Below are 16,759 nucleotides of genomic sequence, written 5' to 3'. Positions count from 1 at the left end.
AAGCTCGATTAAAACTGTAACCAACATCTGTGTAGATCGGGTTAGGAAACACGGTTACTTATTGGTTTCCTTCGACCTTTCAGCCGCAAAGTCGCACATTACCCAGCTCGCGGCTGTTATTCACATCACATTTTGTACAGCTAGCAGCCACAACGTGAACGGGGCCTGAATGGGGAAAACGGCCCATTCACGCCAACGGTTCCCGCAGGAGTGGCTTTTCTCAGGCTTTCAGTCCGTCCAGGAAACGGACAGGTTCGCCACGCGAAGGTGTCGTCAGCTCGCCGTCCCACATGACGCGCTGCCCGCGGACAACAGTCCCAACCGGCCAGCCGGTGACGTCCTTGCCGTCATAAGGTGTCCAGCCGCACTTGGAGGCAATCCACTCGTTGCGGATCGTTTCCTTGCGCTTCATGTCCACCACGGTGAAGTCGGCATCGTAGCCGACTGCGATCCGGCCCTTGAGCGCCGTCTGGAAAAGACGGGCCGGGCCTGCACTGGTCATGTCGACAAAGCGCGCGAGGCTGAGGCGGCCTGCGTTAACATGATCCAGCATGATCGGAACCAGCGTCTGCACACCGGTCATTCCGGACGGGGACGCCGGATAGGGCTTCTGCTTTTCTTCCAGAAGATGCGGGGCATGATCGGAACCGAAGATGTCTAGAATGCCCTGCTGCAAGGCCCACCAGAGACGTTCCGAGTGGCGCGGTGCACGCACCGGTGGGTTCATCTGAACCAGTGTACCCAGCCGGTGGTAGGCTTCGTCCGTCAATGTCAGGTGGTGCGGTGTCACCTCGATGGAGGCGACATCCTTGTGGTCGATCAGGAAATCGACCTCCTCTGCCGTAGACAGATGCAGAATGTGGATCTTGGCGCCGGTTTCGCGCGCAATGCCCACAAGACGCTGGGTGCACTGAAGCGCTGCGATCTCGTCACGCCAGATCGGATGGGAGCTTGGGTCGCCTTCAACACGTTCTCCCTGACGTTCGCGCAGGCGGAATTCGTCCTCGGAGTGGAAGGCCGCCCGGCGGCGGGTTACGGACAGGATTTCCTTCACGCCCTGGTCGTCTTCCACCAGAAGATCGCCGGTGGAAGACCCCATGAACACCTTGATGCCCGCTGCCGCCGGCAGTCGTTCCAGGTCAGGAATGTCCTTGACGTTATCCCGCGTTCCGCCGACCCAGAAGGCAAAGTCGCAGTGCATGCGGTGGTGTCCGCGCCGCACCTTGTCGGCAAGGGCTGCCTCGGAAGTCGTCAGCGGATTGGTGTTCGGCATCTCGAAAACCGCTGTGACGCCGCCCATGACGGCAGCACGGGAACCGGATTCCAGGTCTTCCTTGTGGTCGAGACCGGGCTCGCGGAAATGCACCTGGGTGTCCATGACGCCCGGCAGGACATGCAACCCCGTGCAATCGACCGTTTCGCCTGCCTGTGAAGCGTCGAAGGAGCCTATGCCGACAATCCGGCCGCCGCGAACAGCGACATCACGCTGCCCCTCGCCGTCCTGATTGACTACGGTTCCGCCCTTCAGGATCAGGTCATAGGTCGCGCTCATGTGGCTCCTCCGCGTTAATTCGGGTCTATCGGCAGGTCGGTTTAACGGGCTTATACGCGGCCCGGCGGCAAAGGACCAGACAGGGGTCGACAGATTCAGAACCTTGCCCACGGTGGGGAAAGCGCCTATGTGGCACTCAAGTGAAACTGGCCAGTCAACCTGTCTGAAACAGTCATCCGTTCCATGGAGCCTGCCGTGTCGACCCTGTCCTATGCCCACCTGTCCGACCGCTCGTTGATCCGCGTTGGCGGTGCCGAGGCACAGCATTTCCTGCAAAACCTGGTGACGGCGGATATCGACGGCATGGCGGAAGGCGGCGCTCGCGCAGGAGCCCTGCTGACGCCCCAGGGCAAGATCCTGTTCGATTTCCTGATTTACCGCGTCGAAACCGGGTATCTGCTGGATGCCCCATCAGCAACGGCAGCCGACCTTCTGAAACGGCTGACATTCTATCGGCTGCGGGCAAAGGTGGAACTGGAACTGCTGCCGGAAGACATTGGTGTGATTGCGGTTTGGGATGACGCCTCGGAAGCGGGCAACGCTTCGAACCTTGGTCTGGAGGCAGCCCTGGCCTGCGTCACGGATCCGCGGCTGCCAGCGCTCGGGATGCGCATTTCCGGTTCAGTGGCTGATCTTTCCGCAATGCTCGACGGTTCACCCGCGGACGTTGCAGCCTATGATCTTCACCGCATTTCAAAAGGCGTGCCGGAAGGTCTGAAAGACTACGACTACTCGGATATTTTCCCTCACGATGCCGATCTAGATCAGCTTGGCGGTGTCTCCTTTTCCAAGGGATGTTACGTCGGCCAGGAAGTGGTTTCGCGCATGCAGCACCGGGGCAGCGCCCGCAAGCGGTTCGTTCAGATCGAAAGCGGCGCGATGCTCCCCGAAAAGGGCGCCGATATCATGGCCGGCGGCAAATCCGTCGGGGCGCTCGGGTCCAGTGCCGGTACCGGTGACAGCGCTGTGGGCCTTGCCCTGCTCCGTCTTGACAAGGTAGCCCAAGCCAAGGACAACGGCATCCCTCTGCAATGCGGTGACGCGGAGATTCTGGTCAAGGTGCCCGACTGGGCATCGTTTTCCTTGCCGGAGCCCAGCACCGCGGATTGAAACCGCGAGACCTTTGAGGACCGATGGCCTCTGCCCGAACCGACCAGCCCCCGCGCGCCTGGCAGCGCATGTTGTCCGGCAGACGGCTCAATCTTCTGGACCCCTCACCGCTCGACGTCGAGATCTCCGACATTGCCCATGGCCTTGCCCGTGTCGCCCGCTGGAACGGACAGACCTATGGCAACCATGCCTTCTCGGTCGCGGAACATTCGCTGATCGTTGAAGACATCGCCATGATGCTGAAACCGGACCTGCCGCCGCACTGGCGCCTGGCTGTTCTGCTCCATGATGCACCGGAATATGTCATCGGTGACATGATATCCCCCTTCAAGTCCGTCATTGGTGAAGCCTACAAGGGGGTGGAATTACGCCTGCAGGGGGCAATCCACCTGCGGTTCGGTCTGCCCGCGGCAATTCCCGTGGCCGTGAAGAAGCTCGCAAAGCGCGCTGACATCATCTGTGCCTATTTCGAGGCGGTGGAACTGGCCGGTTTCGACGAAGACGAAGCTGCCAAGATTTTCGGCAAACCACGTGGTTTTCCGCTCGATGCGAACGGCAAGTTGCGTTACGGCCTTGAGCCTCTGCCGGTGAAATCTGCCCAGGAAATGTTCATGCAGCGCTTTGAAGCGATCGAAGCCCTGCGCGAAGCTGGGAACAACCCGAAAAGCAGACAAGCTAACGGGTGACCTTGCCCACGAATGACCCTAGTTTATTGACGGATACGAAGAACCGGTTCTGTCATGCTGCACGTTTGTTCCCTGTCGAAATTGCCCGAAACGGTGGTCTCCACCGGCGCCAAATCCGTGATCACCCTGATCAACGCCGAAATGAGCGTGCCGACACCCGTCGGTATCTTGCCGGAACGCCATCTGTTTCTTGCCTTCAACGACATTGTAACGCCGGTGAAGGGGCTGGTTCCGGCCAGTGAAAGGCAAGTGGAGGCTTTTCTGTCCTTCGTGAGATCCTGGGACCAGCAGGAACCACTGGTGATACACTGCTGGGCAGGCATCAGCCGCTCGACGGCCGGTGCCTATGTGGCAGCTTGTGCGCTCAACCCGAATGCGGATGAATACGATCTTGCGAAGATCCTTCGGACACGGTCGCCGTCGGCCACACCGAACGCCCGGATTGTTGCGATGGGCGACAAGATTCTCGGCCGTGATGGCCGCATGATCGACGCGATCCGGGGCATCGGCCGCGGTGCAAATGCCTTTGAAGGCAACCCCTTTGTCATGCCGATCGACTGACGACCATCCACGGAGACGCAATGCCCCACCGGCAAGCCAATATTGAAATCGGATTGAATGCCGTCATCGTATCGGTTGCCGGAGGCCTGCCCCAGATCGTTCACGTGAACGATGCGAAGGAGGCCAGTACACAGACAGGCCAGCAAACCGGAGCAGAGAGCGGCACGAACGCGCCGGGTGAGGCAACACTCGACAGCCTTCCGTTTGGTCCATTCGACCCGATCCGTCACCGCACCTTCGAAATCGGCCTGCGTTCCTGGGTGGAAAACCAGACCGCGCTGAGATTGGGATATGTCGAACAGCTTTACACTTTCGGCGACCGTGGCCGGCACCGGGTCTTCGGTGATGAAGGACCGCATGTGGTTTCGGTCGGGTATCTGGCTTTGACACGTCAGACCCCGGATTCGGAAAGCATGCTTCTGCGGCACGATTCGGCATGGCGTTCCTGGTACGACTATTTCCCCTGGGAAGACTGGCGCACCGGGCGTCCCGAGGTCCTGGATCGGGACATTCTGCCGGCTCTCGACGCCTGGTCCAGCGAACCGCCGCCTTCGGGTGAGCCGCCCAAACCACTTGGGCGTCAGGAACGGGTGCGGCTTGCCTTTGGCACCGGCGGGACTTCCTGGGATGAAGAACGGGCGCTGGAGCGGTTCGAACTTCTTTATGAGGCTGGCCTCGTCGAAGAAGCCCGGACCGATGGACGGCCCGCGGCCCTGCGGCGGTCAAACCTGCCTTTTCTCGGCGCGTCGATGCGCTTCGACCATCGCCGGGTGCTGGCGACAGCCATTTCCCGGTTGCGCGGCAAGTTGAAATACCGACCGGTGATCTTCGAACTGATGCCGGAGACCTTCACGCTCACCGAGCTTCAAACCTCTGTCGAGGCCATTTCGGGACGCCATCTGCACAAGCAGAATTTCCGCCGCCTGGTAGAAAACGCCGACCTTGTCGAACCGACCGGTGCAACGTCGACCGCGACCGGGGGCCGCCCGGCCGCCCTGTTCCGGTTCCGCCACCAATTGTTGAGCGAACGGCCTGCCCCCGGGCTTCGTGTAGGCGGGCGCTGACGGCTTTCTGCGTTTTTTTTCGACACGGCCATTAAAGTTAAGTCCTTAGTAATATTAACCATAACTCCTCCTATCGGCGCGAAAACTTCCACGATTTTCCACGAATTCCAGTCTTATTAACGCTCTTTCAAGGTTAAGCAGACATCTTCAATTTCAGCGTCGTTGTTTACACAGCGTTCACGCTGTTCGTCCGGCGTTTTCGGGACGATGTGTAACGAGTTGGAGTTGGCTGCGTATGTCTGGCCTTAAGTCCCGCAACGGAAAGCGGTTTTCTTCTAAAGTGACACAAGATTTCGGCCCGGTCCGTGCGCGTATGCGCCGGCTCAAATATGTTCTTGTTGCCTGCCCACTGGTCTGGCTCGGTATCGGCGGATCGGTTGGAAACCAGGACATCTTTTCGCTCGTCAACTCGCGCAAGGCGGAATCGCCGCGCTGGATGATGTATCTTGAGCCAGCGAATTTCACGACGAAGGTTGCACCGAAACTGGCGCTCGGCACGACGCCGGTACCCGACCATATCTCTGCACCGATCCTGACACTGACGTCGGCAGATGAGGATTTCGAGGCCAGGCCACTCGTCGGTTTTGAAGAGGTCGCCATGAACGCCAGGCCGACCGAAGTGCCCGATACGATCCTCACCAACAGCACCGCCAAAAGCGACCGCCTGATCACGATGGCGCCGGACCGCCAGATGGTCGACAGGGCAGCCGGCAATCTCTACGCCATGTCGAGCCTGATCTCGACGGAGAAGAAACACGAGGATCTGCCGCGCGTCGCCTTCGTCAAGGCACAGCCGCTCAACTCCCAGGAAACCAGCATGCTCGCCAGCAACGGCAAGGATGGTTTCCCGGAAGGTGGGCCGTTGGACCTGCAAAAGGTCATGATGGCGCGCAATGCCGCTGCCGCCAGCTTCTCCCTCGTTTCCGCCTACGCTCCTGAAAGCGTGAAGGAAACCAAGGAACCCTTCGACGCGCTGTTCGGCGCTGCCATGTACGAGCAGGAGCTGCCGCCGCCGGAAGATCCCGACAACCCGCATTGGTGGGCGCAAAAGCCGCTACCGTTGTCCGTTGGAGACAAGAAAGAGCAGCGCTGCCTTGCCGAGGCCATCTACTTCGAAGCTCGCGGTGAAAGCGAAGATGGCCAGGTGGCCGTCGCGCAGGTCGTGTTGAACCGGGTCAAGAACCCGGCCTACCCGGACAGCATCTGCGGCGTCGTTTACCAGAACCGCCACAAACGCAACCGCTGCCAGTTCTCCTTTGCCTGCGATGGTATCAAGGATCGTATTTCCAGCCCGACCGCCTGGGCAACGGCCCAGAAGCTGGCAAGGGATGTCGCTGACGGCAAGCGCTATTCGAAGATGGTCGACGCTTCGACGCACTATCATGCGACCTACGTCAACCCGCGGTGGGCGAAGTCCATGGCAAAACGCGGCAAAGTCGGCCTGCACATCTTTTACAAGACCTACGCCGGCGGATGGAACTGATCCTGCCGCCCGGGGCCTTCCCCAAGTCCTTCTTCGGCCTGCTCGTGCCATAGGCGTCCTCAGATGCCTGTGGCCCGTGCTTTCCCGTCAGTCGCTCGACTTGAAGACGTTGGTGACCACATAGGTTGCCAGAAGGACGAGATGAAACCCCAGAAGGGCGGCAACCTGAAGGGGTGTGGTCTGGGAAAATTCCAGAAGTTCGCTCAATACGTGGATCGATGAGATGATGATGATCGTCGAGACGATCCGGTGCTTCATCCGCCTGTAGGCCTTCTCGCCCTGCTGGATGTAGTCATCGCCCTGCACAAGGGCCTTCAGCCGGAAGGTGTTGTAGGTGTTGGTCGCCACCATGATCACCAGATTGGCGATGAACACCATGTCGAGCAGATTGAGAATCAACAGAATCGTCTTCTTTCGGTCCAGAAACTCGAAGCTCTGGATCGCGTCGTAGATATCGACGAAGAAGGTGACGAGAAACAGCACCATGGCAACAGACAGACCGGCCAGGATCGGAACCTGCGCGTAGCGGGTCAGCCTGATTACCGGATCGCTTGCCGGGATCTTGCGGTCTTCGTTCTCACGTTCGCTCATGTGCCTGCCCTGACTGTCCTTCTTCAGAGCTAGCACGAGTATGGATTGCAGACCAACCCGGAAGGTCGGCCGGCGATAGATGCCGGCCGGATCAAACGGCTGAGATCAAGCGGTTGCGAAAGTGTCCTTGAACTGCTCGCGAAGAACGTTCTTCTGGACCTTGCCCATGGTGTTGCGCGGCAGGCTGTCGACCAGAACAAGCTTCCGCGGATGCTTGAAACGGGCGAGCGATGTTCCGGCAACAGCAAGAATCGCGTCCAGATCGGGCGTTTCCGGGCTATCCGGCACCACCAGGCCCAGCACTGTTTCTCCGAAATCGGAATGCGGCACACCAATGACGGCGCTTTCCCGAACCCCGGGCTGGGCATCCAGGATCAACTCGATCTCCTTCGGGTAGATGTTGTAGCCACCGGAAATGATCAGGTCCTTGTTGCGCCCGACGATATGGACATAACCGTCTGCGTCGATCATCCCGAGATCACCGGTGATGAAGAAGCCGTCCTCCCGCAATTCGGCAGCGGTCTTCTCCGGCATCTGCCAATACCCCTTGAAGACGTTCGGGCCGCGCACCTCTATCTGGCCAACCGTTTCGGCCGGCAACGTGTCGCCTGTCGCGGGGTCCGTGATCTTCAGTTCCACGCCCGGGAGCGGGAAACCGACTGTCCCGGCGCGGCGCTCGCCTTCATACGGGTTGGAGGTATTCATGTTGGTTTCGGTCATGCCGTATCGCTCCAGGATCCGGTGACCGGTCCTTTCCTCGAACTGCCGGTGCGTTTCGGCAAGCAGCGGCGCGCTTCCGGAAATGAACAGCCGCATGCCCTTTGTGAGGTCCGCCGTAAAACGCTCGTCCTGAAGCAATCGGGTGTAGAAGGTCGGCACGCCCATCATCGTCGTTGCCTTGGGCATCAGATCGATCATGGCGTCGAGATCGAATTTCGGCAGGAACAGGATGGCACCACCAGCAGCCAGCGACACGTTGGTCGCAACGAAAAGCCCGTGAGTGTGGAAGATCGGCAAGGCATGCAGCAGCACATCCTTGTCGGTGAAGCGCCAGAGTTCCGCCAGGGTGGCGGCATTCGACAACAGGTTCGCCTGTGTCAGCATTGCCCCCTTCGACCGCCCTGTCGTGCCGGAGGTGTAAAGGAAAGCGGCCAGATCGTCCGGCGCTCGTTCCACTGTTGCAAATTCGGTGGGTTTGGCTTTGGCCTGATCCGTCAGCGACCCGCTTCCGTCAGCGTTGAGCGTCTCGAGGCGGGCGCCGAGTTTAGAGACGACAGGGTCCAGCAAGGTCTTGCTGTCACCGTCGCAGACCACGGTCCTGGCACCGCTGTTTTCGATAAAGTAGCTGAGCTCATCGACGGTGTAGGCCGTATTGAGCGGCAGGAACACGATCCCCGCCTGGGCACAGGCCGCGTAAAGAGCCAGAGACGTGGCTGACTTTTCGACCTGGGCGGCGAGACGGTCGCCAGCCACCATGCCGTTGTCGGTCAGAACATGGGCAATCTGCGCCGCGCTTTCCAGAAACGCAGCATGGGTCAGGATGGAGCCGTCCTGAAAGATCAGAAAGGGTGTGTTCTTGCCGGCATGCTTTCCGAACAGTTGGTCGTAGAGTGGGTTTGTCATCTATGGGGCTCCTGGATCAGCAGGCTTTCGATCTAACCTTGCAAGGCCAAAAAGCTGATCGATTCTATATTGTTAGAGCTTATTAGCCGCATTCAGTTCAGTGCGGATAGCTCTAAAGTGAACGCATTTTCTCCAGCAGTGCTGAGTGATTTGATTTCAGATGAAGCGGCAATTGTCCGGGTCGAAGCGAACCTCTCATGGTTCTGGGTTACCTTCTCCAGATCGTAGAGATAATTGACCATGACGCCGGCAGACTGCTTCATTCCCTTGTCGGAAAGATCCGCGCCTGCGTGCACCTGGTGAACCAATGCGCCGTTGCCAAGGTGGAAGCGGGCGACAGGGTCCAGCGGCAGACCGTCTTTGCGCTTTGCGGTCATCAGGTACCGGGCTGCAAGCTTGCGCAAGGTATCCTCGTCGGCAGAGCCGTGGTCGATCCCCTCGCCTTCCAGCCAGCGGACCAGCCCCGGGATCGGCGACAAGGTGACGAATGTCTTGAGCTTGGGCAGCTCAAGTGACAAATCCGCGGCCACCTGTTTGATAAGCGAGTTGCCGAAGGATATCCCTGCAAGGCCGGCCTGGCAGTTGGAGATCGAATAAAACACCGCGGTATCCGCCGTATCTGCTTCGATCTGGGTTCTGTTTTCGGCAAGAAGACCCTGGATGGAGCCTGGAATTCCCTTTGTCAGGGCAACTTCAACGAAGATCAGCGGCTCATCCGGCATTGCCGGATGCAGAAACGCGAAGCACCGCCTGTCGACAGGTTCCAGACGCCGGCGAAGATCGCTCCAGCTGTCGATCGCGTGAACGGCTTCATAGGCGATGATCTTTTCCAGAAGCTGGGCCGGGCTTTCCCAATTGATCGGCCGAAGCACCAGGAAGCCGCGATTGAACCAGCTGGCAAACAGATGCCGGAAGTCCAGATCAAGCGCCTGAAGGGCATCATCGCCCTTGCTGAGGCGCAACAGGTCCTCGCGCATGCCGACCAGAAGCCGGGTTGCATCCGGAACCTGGTTGAGCCGCCGGATCAGTTCCTGCCGCGGAGGTTCGACAGCCTCCATGAATTCGCGGTAACTGGCCTTCGACTGCCCCTTCTCATAATGCTCCAACGCCGATCTGACAGCCGGAGCCGATACGGCCAGACCTTCCGCGAGATGACGGAAGAAGGCACGTTTCTCCTCGTCATTGAGAGCGCCATACCGGCTGAGGATCTGCCGGGCAAGATTTTGCCCGGAGACCTCCCCGGTTGCACCGATCAGATCGGCGACGAGCGCCTCGAGCGGACGGTCATCCGCCTTGTCCGCCCCCTTCGACAGGTATCTTCGTTCGAAAACGGTCGTCAGCAGATCGGCCAGAAACATCACCGCGCTTCTCCCATCACCACGTCCGGCAGCCAGGTGGCCAGTTCCGGAAACAGACAGAGGATGACGATCGCCACGAACATGCACGCCACGAATGGCAGGGACCCGGTGAGGATCGTCTTCAAGGAAATGTCCGGAGCGATGCCGTTGATCACGTAGAGGTTCAACCCGACCGGAGGAGAGATCAGACCGATCTCCATGTTGATGGTCAGGACAACCGCGAACCAGATCGGATCGAAGCCGGCTGTGGTGATGATCGGCAGCAGGATCGGTGCCGCCATCAGGATCACCGCGACGGGCGGCAGGAAGAACCCGGCAATCAGCAGGAAGACGTTGATTGCCGCCATCAGGATCCAGCGGTTGACGGACAGCGTACCGATCCATTCTGCAATCGCCTGCGTGATGAAAAGCGACGACAGCATGTAGGAGAAGACACCGGCTGCCGCGATGATGAAGAGGATCATCACGCTTTCCCGCGTACTGTCGCGCAGCACGGTCCAGAGCAGTTTCGGGCTCCAGAGCCGGTAGATGATGACCGCGATCAGCAGACAGAGCAGAGCGCCGACGGCAGCGGTTTCAGACGGTGTCGCGATGCCGCCGTACATGGCATAGAGCACACCCAGAATAATGAGCATGAACGGCAGGACGCGCGGCAGGATCTCGAACTTTTCCGCCCAGGAATAGTTGCCCGCGCTGAGCACGCTGGCATTGCCGCTGCGCCAGGTCGAATAGAGCGACCAAGCCATGAAAAGGCCCATCAGCATCAGGCCGGGAATGACACCTGCCAGGAACAGACGACCGATCGAAGTTTCGGTTGAAATGCCGTAGACGATCATCGTGACGGACGGCGGGATCAGGATGCCGAGCGTGCCCCCCGCGGCGATGGAACCGGCAGCGACACCATCCGGATAACCGCGCTTGCGCATTTCCGGAATACCCATCTTGCCGATGGCCGCACAGGTGGCGGGTGAAGACCCGGACATGGCAGCGAACAGGGCGCATGCACCGAGGTTCGAGACGACCAGTCCACCGGGTACCCGGGTGAGCCATCGTTCCAAAGCCTCGTAGAGATCGGCCCCCGCCCGAGTGGAGGCGATGGAGGCGCCCATGATGATGAACATTGGGATCGACAGAAGGGCGAAGTTATCAAGTTTGCCGAACAGGATTTCGGGCATCAGTTCGAGCGACCGGAAGCCGTCGAATGCCAGCAGGAAGCCGGCGGAAACGATCAACAGACCGATCGCAACGGAAATGCCGGAGAAGAGGACCAGGATGGTGGCGACCGCCACCAGGGCGCCGAGCAGCAAGGGATCCATTATTTGTCCTCCAGACCGAAGGGTTTGTCGATACCGATGAGAACCGCGTAAAGATCTGCGGCGAGCTGCAGCAGCAGCAGTCCGAACCCAACGGGGATCGACAGATACGGGATCCAGAGCCTGACGCCCCAGACAGTGTCTGAGGTCCAGCCCTTCGACCAGGCGAGGTACCAGAATTCAGTGCCGTAGAAGAGCATCATCGCCATCACCAGGATCGAGATTGACAGCGTGATGCAGGCCAGCACGAAGCGGGCACGTGGTGCCAGCGACAGGGGAAACAGGTCGACATTGACGTGCCCCCGAAGCCGCTGAACGTAAGGCAGCCCCACAAGGGTTGCGGCGATGACCAGATAAATGACCGTTTCGGTCTGCCAGACGGTGGAAGCGTTGAGCACGAGGCGCACGAAGATCATCTGGCAAGTGACGACGACGGCGACAACGATCATCGCTGCCGCACACCAGCCGGCCACGGTCGAAATCGCTGCGACAACGCGCAAGAAGGGGTTGCTGCCGGCATGCGCTACCGCAGCCGTACTGTGGCCCGCCATGGGTCACTCCTTGAAATGAGGTCCTTTGGAACAGGTTTCGGGGCGGCTTTCAGGCCGCCCCGCAAGTTCAGTCGCTTATTCGACGGCGAATGCCAGATCGAGAAGCTGCTGACCGTTCGGGGTTTCTTCCACGAACGCCTTGTAGGAGGTTTCCTTGGCAAGAGCCCGCCAGGCATCGAAGTCCGCTGCGGTCATTTCGGCGATTTCGACACCGTTCTCACGGAAGACTTCTGCAGAGGCCGCATCTTCCTTCTTGGCTTCTTCGAGATAGAAAGCCTGCGCCTTTTCAGAAGCCGCAAGCAGCGCTTTTTGCTGGTCTTCGGTCAGGCTCTCGAACTTGGCCTTGTTCATCAGGAGCGGCTGGTACATGAACCAGAGCGCATATTCGCCAGCCGGGGTGTAGCAGGACACCTGCTCGTAAATGCGATAGCTGACGAAGGACGAGGACGAGGTGTTGACCGCGTCCAGAACACCGGACTGCATGGCATTGTAGACTTCCGAAGACGCCATCGAGGCAATTGACGCGCCTGCGCCTGCAAGCATCTGCTCAAAGGCCTTGCCCGCAGCGCGGGTCTGTAGGCCCGGCATGTCTTCCGGCTTGGTGATGCACTTGTCCTTGGCTGCAAAGCCGCCGGCCAGGTAACCGTGCACCAGCACGATCACATCGTCCTCGGCCATGATTCCCTCAATGGCCTCCATGAACGGGCTTTCGTTCATGCGGGCCGCATGGTCATGGTTTTTCACCAGACCCGGCATCAGGGTGAGGTTATAGGCAGGTTGCTGGCCACCGGCATAGCTGAGCGGCAGAACGGTCATGTCCAGCAGACCGCGAGACAGCGGCTTATATTGTTCGCGCGCCTTCAAAAGCGACTGGGACGGGAAAATCTTGATGTCGAGATCGACACCGGCCGCCGCCACGTCGTCGGCAACCATCTGGGCCACCTTGTGGCGAACGTCGCCGGTGGACCACTGGTGAGACAGGCGCAGCTCGGTCGCGTTGGCGGTGAGCGCGCTGGCGAAAAGCGTCACGGCAGCAACCGACGCTGAGAATTTGAAGTTCATTTTTTCCTCCCTGATGGTTCCGGACAGGAACCGGAATTTGATCTTACCCTCATGTGATGTTTTTCTGTCAAGTGATTTTGTATACAAGATCGACAATATTGCGCGCGAAAAACTCCTATGCTAAATGCGAAACATGGAAAGAAAACGATCCGACCGCATCGCGGATGCGCTTGAAGGGCTGATTTTCGACGGCACTTTCGCCGATGGCGACAGGCTGGACGAGGTTCAGCTTGCGGGCCGGTTTTCGGTTTCCAGAACACCGGTCCGGGAAGCCCTTCACAGGCTTTCCCAGTCCGGTCTGGTCGTGCAGATACCCCGCCGCGGTGTCTTCGTCCGGCAACCCGGCCCGGTGGAACTGATCGAAATGTTCGAAGTGATGGCAGAGCTGGAAGCCGTGAGTGCACGCCTGGCTGCCGCGCGTATTTCCGAAACTGCCCTTGCCGATCTTCACGCTGCAAACGAGCGTTGCAAACACGCCGTCGAGGCGCAGGACACGGATGGCTACTATCTGGAAAACGAACAATTCCACGCCATCATCTACCGTCAGTCAGGCAACCGTTTTCTGGAGCAGGAATGCCTTCGCCTTCAACGGCGTCTGCAGCCTTTCCGAAGGGTGCAGCTTCGCGTGCGCGGGCGCATGAAACAATCCATGGCCGAACATGAAGACGTCGTTGCCGCCATCGAGGCTGCCGACGGTGAACGGGCGGCGGCTGCCATCCGTCGGCACGTTTCCGTACAGGGCGAGAAATTCCATCACCTGATGGCAAGCCTGAAGCCCGCAGCCGAGTAAGTCCTTCTAGAATTCGAAAACCCGGCCATGCTGCTGACGGTCCGCGGCAGGGCTTGTGCCGAGGGCTGACCGGTAGCGTTTCGAAAAATGGGATGCGCTGGCAAAGCCGCAGGCCATCGCGATGTCGATCATGCGCATTGAGGTGCGGCAGACGAGCTGGCGGGCAATGTCCAGACGAACCTTTGCGTAATATTCCTGCGGGCTGCACTTCAGATATTTCTGGAATTCCCGCTGCAACTGGCGGGGGCTGACGTCCAGTTTCTGCGCGATCTCCTGCAAGGAGAGCGGCTCGACGACGTTCTCCGTCATCAGGGCGATGCTGCTGCGCACTCGCTGCGAGACGGATTCCAGATCATCACGCATGTGCTTGTGCTGCCGCTCATTGCCACTGCGCCAGTCGTGATGAAGGGCAATTTCGGCGACGTCCGCGGCAACCGCACCGCCGTGAACCTGGGCCACGAAGCCGATCATCAGATCGAGCGCGGAGGTTCCCCCGGCGCAGGTCATGTACTTGCCGTCCGTCTGAATGAGACTGTCCACCAGCCGCGCATCCGGGAACCGCTCCTTGAAGAAATCGGCATATTCCCAGTGGATCGTACAGTTCCTGTTGTCCAGCAGGCCGAAGTCGGCCAACACATAGGCACCAGTGCAGATGCCTGCGATCCGGCTGGAGCGGTTGGCCAGTTTCCGGATCGCAACCTTCTGAGCCAGTGTCAGCCCAATGCGTTCCACATCGTCACTGCTGCAGACCGCAAGAAGATCCGGCCGTTCGACATCGCCGATGGCGCAGTCGGCCCGTATGGTGCTGCCGTTGCTTGCAACGGCATCGCTGCCGTCCAGACTGCAGCATCGATATGTGAAGGCCTTGCGTTTCAACACCTTGTTCGCGATCCGCAGAGGCTCGATTGCAGAGGCAAAGGAGAGCAGGGAAAAATTTCTCATGAGCAGAAAGCAGATCTCGACGGTTCGCAAGGCAAGCGCCTCTCCGCCGTCATCCCCTTCGCTTCGGCCGGGGGCCGGAGAGGATTTCCGCCCTGGGGAAACTTGTGCTTCGTCCAATCTAGCGCTCACAGGTATCCTGCCTTCACCATCTTCATCGGCTCGAACCGATCTTGAAGAACCTTCAGCCGGAAATTTAGCAGCCTGAAAAGCTGCTCCCTATCGGGAAACCGGACTACATTGTCGCAGTTCTTCCGTTGCGCTACCCGGCACACGCCTCACGAAAGAGACCGCCGTTGTGGTTTACAGGCTCCCAGAATCATCGATAGTACACAGGTCTTGAGCTCTTCATGAACGGTGCGACCCATCCCGGGGCACCGGAGTGACCAACCGAAGGAACATTTCATGCTCTACCGCCTCGGCCTTGCCACCGCGTTCGGCCTGTTGACCGCCTCTCCCGCCCTTGCCCATCTGGATCCGTCCGAACACGGCTCCTTTGCCGCCGGCTTCACGCATCCACTGTTCGGTACCGATCACGTGCTGGCGATGATTGCCGTTGGCCTTTGGGCCGCCCTTCTTGGCGGGCGCGCCGTCTGGGCTCTGCCGACCGCCTTCGTCGGTGCGATGATCGTCGGATTCCTGCTCTCGCTTGCCGGCATTCCGCTGCCCTACGTCGAACCGTTCATTCTGACATCGGTCGTGGTTCTGGGTGTCGTTGTCGCCCTTGCCTTGCGCCTGCCACTTGGGGTGTGTGCGGCACTGGTGGGGGTGTTCGGCATTTGTCACGGCCATGCCCACGGCGGTGAAATCGGCTCGGCTGGCGAACTTTCCTATGCCGGTGGCTTTGTTTTGGCGACCGCGCTCCTGCATGCGGCCGGGCTCCTGATCGGCTACGGCGCCAATGTGGCCACCCGGAACGATCCCGCCTGGGCACCACGCATCATTCGCAGCCTGGGTGTGCTGACGGCACTCGGCGGCTTGTATCTTGCAGCAGCGTGAGTTCGGTGACTGATTAAAACAGCCGCGACTGTCGTCCCCTGCTCACCCACATCTGAGCATGCGCGCAGCGCTGTTTCGAAGGATGGCCGGCAAACTTCAGAGCAAGCGGCCCATCCTTCGAGATGGACCTGACGGTCCTTCTCAGGATGACGTAGAGACGGGATGGCAGACAGGGCAGAACACCGAACGGGTAGCCGGTAAAGAGGTCTCAGCCGATCTCGATATCCAGACCCAGATCCAGAACCGGAGCCGAATGGGTGATCCAGCCTGAGGAGATCAGGTCAACCCCGGCTTCGGCGACGGCCTTGACCGTATCGAGCTCTATTCCACCGGATGCTTCCAGCAGAACCTTGCCTCCGGCCTTTGCAACGGCCTGCTTCAGGACTTCAGGCGGCATGTTATCGAGCATGACCACGTCAGGACCGGCGGCAAGTGCCTCGTCCAGCTGTTCCAGCGTGTCGACTTCCACCTCGATCTTCACCAGATGACCGGCGAAAGCCTTGGCGGCTTCGATGGCTTGCGTCACACCGCCGGCGACCGCGATGTGGTTGTCCTTGATCAGGATCGCATCATCGAGACCGAAGCGATGGTTGGAACCGCCGCCACATTTGACCGCATATTTCTCGAACGCACGCAGACCAGGTGTCGTCTTGCGGGTGCAGACGATGTCCGCCTTGGTGTGTGCGATCAGATCGGCGAATTTCGACGTAGCCGTCGCAATGCCTGACAAGTGACCCAGGAAGTTCAGCGCCACCCGTTCAGCGGCCAGAAGCGCGCGGGCCGGACCTTCGATCCGGGCGACGACCGCCTTGGGCGACAACCGGTCACCATCTGCCAGAACGGCCTCGAAATGCAAACCGGCATCCGTCTGACGAAAGGCGCTTTCGGCGAAGGCTAATCCGGCGAGAACGCCCGGTTTGCGCGCGGCAATCACGGCGGAGGCTTTTGCATCGGGTGGCAGCGTTGCCTGGCTGGTGACGTCACCCGCCCGGCCCCAGTCTTCCAGAAGAGCGGCCTTGACGGCTTCATCCACCATCAGGCGTGGCAGCTCGGGCAAAAATCTACGGGTCATGCGCC

Annotated in this window: 16 protein-coding genes; 7 read left to right on the top strand and 9 right to left on the bottom strand. The window is 59.7% G+C overall.

Features of this window, described 5'->3' with window-relative positions; translation table 11 throughout:
- Positions 1-220: 220 nt before the first annotated feature.
- Positions 221-1,552 carry a dihydroorotase gene (locus ACVDG9_RS04815; RefSeq protein ID WP_023001922.1) on the bottom strand — a complete coding sequence of 444 codons (1,332 nt, stop codon included), beginning with the start codon at positions 1,550-1,552 and terminating at the stop codon, positions 221-223.
- 195 nt (positions 1,553-1,747) lie between these two features.
- Here ACVDG9_RS04815 and ygfZ point away from each other — a divergent pair, with 195 nt between their 5' ends.
- The 5 genes from ygfZ (at position 1,748) to ACVDG9_RS04790 (ending at position 6,456) form a co-directional block, all read left to right on the top strand.
- The gene (gene ygfZ, locus ACVDG9_RS04810) at positions 1,748-2,662 is read left to right on the top strand and encodes a CAF17-like 4Fe-4S cluster assembly/insertion protein YgfZ (protein WP_447237386.1); all 915 of its coding nucleotides are present in this window, start codon (positions 1,748-1,750) and stop codon (positions 2,660-2,662) included.
- 23 nt (positions 2,663-2,685) lie between these two features.
- Positions 2,686-3,348 (top strand): HD domain-containing protein, encoded by a 663-nt coding sequence (locus ACVDG9_RS04805; RefSeq protein WP_447237385.1) that lies wholly within the window; start codon positions 2,686-2,688, stop codon positions 3,346-3,348.
- Between the two features lie 54 nt (positions 3,349-3,402).
- Positions 3,403-3,909 carry a tyrosine phosphatase family protein gene (locus tag ACVDG9_RS04800; RefSeq protein ID WP_447237384.1) on the top strand — a complete coding sequence of 169 codons (507 nt, stop codon included), beginning with the start codon at positions 3,403-3,405 and terminating at the stop codon, positions 3,907-3,909.
- Between the two features lie 20 nt (positions 3,910-3,929).
- On the top strand, positions 3,930-4,973 hold the full coding sequence (locus tag ACVDG9_RS04795; RefSeq protein ID WP_075282304.1) for an NUDIX hydrolase: 1,044 nt from the start codon (positions 3,930-3,932) through the stop codon (positions 4,971-4,973).
- Positions 4,974-5,286: 313 nt separating this feature from the next.
- Complete coding sequence (locus tag ACVDG9_RS04790) at positions 5,287-6,456, top strand: cell wall hydrolase (protein WP_023001927.1); 1,170 nt, start codon at positions 5,287-5,289, stop codon at positions 6,454-6,456.
- Positions 6,457-6,543: 87 nt separating this feature from the next.
- Here ACVDG9_RS04790 and ACVDG9_RS04785 read toward each other — a convergent pair whose 3' ends face one another.
- From ACVDG9_RS04785 to dctP, 6 genes are all read right to left on the bottom strand, one after another.
- Positions 6,544-7,047, bottom strand: coding sequence for a YqhA family protein (locus tag ACVDG9_RS04785; protein WP_055657928.1), 504 nt, complete (start codon positions 7,045-7,047; stop codon positions 6,544-6,546).
- Positions 7,048-7,152: 105 nt separating this feature from the next.
- Positions 7,153-8,670, bottom strand: a complete 1,518-nt coding sequence (locus tag ACVDG9_RS04780) for a malonate--CoA ligase (protein WP_447237383.1) — start codon at positions 8,668-8,670, stop codon at positions 7,153-7,155.
- A gap of 92 nt (positions 8,671-8,762) precedes the next feature.
- Positions 8,763-10,028 carry a malonyl-CoA decarboxylase gene (locus ACVDG9_RS04775; protein WP_075282303.1) on the bottom strand — a complete coding sequence of 422 codons (1,266 nt, stop codon included), beginning with the start codon at positions 10,026-10,028 and terminating at the stop codon, positions 8,763-8,765.
- Entirely contained in the window at positions 10,028-11,344 is a 1,317-nt protein-coding gene (locus tag ACVDG9_RS04770) for a TRAP transporter large permease (RefSeq protein ID WP_023001931.1), read from the bottom strand. Before ACVDG9_RS04770 ends, ACVDG9_RS04775 begins: the two co-directional genes overlap by 1 nt.
- Positions 11,344-11,892: a TRAP transporter small permease gene (locus ACVDG9_RS04765; protein ID WP_055657921.1), complete on the bottom strand. Its 549-nt coding sequence runs from the start codon at positions 11,890-11,892 to the stop codon at positions 11,344-11,346. Before ACVDG9_RS04765 ends, ACVDG9_RS04770 begins: the two co-directional genes overlap by 1 nt.
- Before the next feature lie 75 nt (positions 11,893-11,967).
- Positions 11,968-12,954 (bottom strand): TRAP transporter substrate-binding protein DctP, encoded by a 987-nt coding sequence (gene dctP, locus ACVDG9_RS04760; protein ID WP_023001933.1) that lies wholly within the window; start codon positions 12,952-12,954, stop codon positions 11,968-11,970.
- A 133-nt stretch (positions 12,955-13,087) separates the two neighbouring features.
- Between dctP and ACVDG9_RS04755 the strand changes: the two genes are divergently transcribed.
- Entirely contained in the window at positions 13,088-13,744 is a 657-nt protein-coding gene (locus tag ACVDG9_RS04755; protein ID WP_055657918.1) for a GntR family transcriptional regulator, read from the top strand.
- A 6-nt stretch (positions 13,745-13,750) separates the two neighbouring features.
- On the opposite strand, the gene ACVDG9_RS04750 is transcribed toward ACVDG9_RS04755, so the two are convergent.
- The gene (locus ACVDG9_RS04750; RefSeq protein ID WP_023001935.1) at positions 13,751-14,686 is read right to left on the bottom strand and encodes a GlxA family transcriptional regulator; all 936 of its coding nucleotides are present in this window, start codon (positions 14,684-14,686) and stop codon (positions 13,751-13,753) included.
- Between the two features lie 402 nt (positions 14,687-15,088).
- On the opposite strand from ACVDG9_RS04750, the gene ACVDG9_RS04745 reads away from it, so the two are divergent.
- Positions 15,089-15,682, top strand: coding sequence for a HupE/UreJ family protein (locus ACVDG9_RS04745; protein ID WP_055657913.1), 594 nt, complete (start codon positions 15,089-15,091; stop codon positions 15,680-15,682).
- Between the two features lie 208 nt (positions 15,683-15,890).
- On the opposite strand, the gene nadC is transcribed toward ACVDG9_RS04745, so the two are convergent.
- Positions 15,891-16,754, bottom strand: coding sequence for a carboxylating nicotinate-nucleotide diphosphorylase (gene nadC / locus ACVDG9_RS04740; RefSeq protein ID WP_031269705.1), 864 nt, complete (start codon positions 16,752-16,754; stop codon positions 15,891-15,893).
- Positions 16,755-16,759 lie beyond the last annotated feature (5 nt).

This window comes from Roseibium sp. RP-7 (genome assembly GCF_053005225.1).
The sequence above is the reverse complement of the archived record's forward strand: the minus strand, read 5'-3'. Positions and strand labels throughout refer to the sequence as shown.

Excerpts from the sequence above, each read along its gene's own strand:
- ACVDG9_RS04815 (WP_023001922.1), bottom strand. The coding sequence starts at position 1,552 with ATGAGCGCGACCTATGACCTGATCCTGAAGGGCGGAACCGTAGTCAAT.
- ACVDG9_RS04805 (WP_447237385.1), top strand. The coding sequence starts at position 2,686 with ATGGCCTCTGCCCGAACCGACCAGCCCCCGCGCGCCTGGCAGCGCATG.
- ACVDG9_RS04800 (WP_447237384.1), top strand. The coding sequence starts at position 3,403 with ATGCTGCACGTTTGTTCCCTGTCGAAATTGCCCGAAACGGTGGTCTCC.
- ACVDG9_RS04795 (WP_075282304.1), top strand. The coding sequence starts at position 3,930 with ATGCCCCACCGGCAAGCCAATATTGAAATCGGATTGAATGCCGTCATC.
- ACVDG9_RS04790 (WP_023001927.1), top strand. The coding sequence starts at position 5,287 with ATGCGCCGGCTCAAATATGTTCTTGTTGCCTGCCCACTGGTCTGGCTC.
- ACVDG9_RS04785 (WP_055657928.1), bottom strand. The coding sequence starts at position 7,047 with ATGAGCGAACGTGAGAACGAAGACCGCAAGATCCCGGCAAGCGATCCG.
- ACVDG9_RS04780 (WP_447237383.1), bottom strand. The coding sequence starts at position 8,670 with ATGACAAACCCACTCTACGACCAACTGTTCGGAAAGCATGCCGGCAAG.
- ACVDG9_RS04775 (WP_075282303.1), bottom strand. The coding sequence starts at position 10,028 with ATGTTTCTGGCCGATCTGCTGACGACCGTTTTCGAACGAAGATACCTG.
- ACVDG9_RS04770 (WP_023001931.1), bottom strand. The coding sequence starts at position 11,344 with ATGGATCCCTTGCTGCTCGGCGCCCTGGTGGCGGTCGCCACCATCCTG.
- ACVDG9_RS04765 (WP_055657921.1), bottom strand. The coding sequence starts at position 11,892 with ATGGCGGGCCACAGTACGGCTGCGGTAGCGCATGCCGGCAGCAACCCC.
- dctP (WP_023001933.1), bottom strand. The coding sequence starts at position 12,954 with ATGAACTTCAAATTCTCAGCGTCGGTTGCTGCCGTGACGCTTTTCGCC.
- ACVDG9_RS04755 (WP_055657918.1), top strand. The coding sequence starts at position 13,088 with ATGGAAAGAAAACGATCCGACCGCATCGCGGATGCGCTTGAAGGGCTG.
- ACVDG9_RS04750 (WP_023001935.1), bottom strand. The coding sequence starts at position 14,686 with ATGAGAAATTTTTCCCTGCTCTCCTTTGCCTCTGCAATCGAGCCTCTG.
- ACVDG9_RS04745 (WP_055657913.1), top strand. The coding sequence starts at position 15,089 with ATGCTCTACCGCCTCGGCCTTGCCACCGCGTTCGGCCTGTTGACCGCC.
- nadC (WP_031269705.1), bottom strand. The coding sequence starts at position 16,754 with ATGACCCGTAGATTTTTGCCCGAGCTGCCACGCCTGATGGTGGATGAA.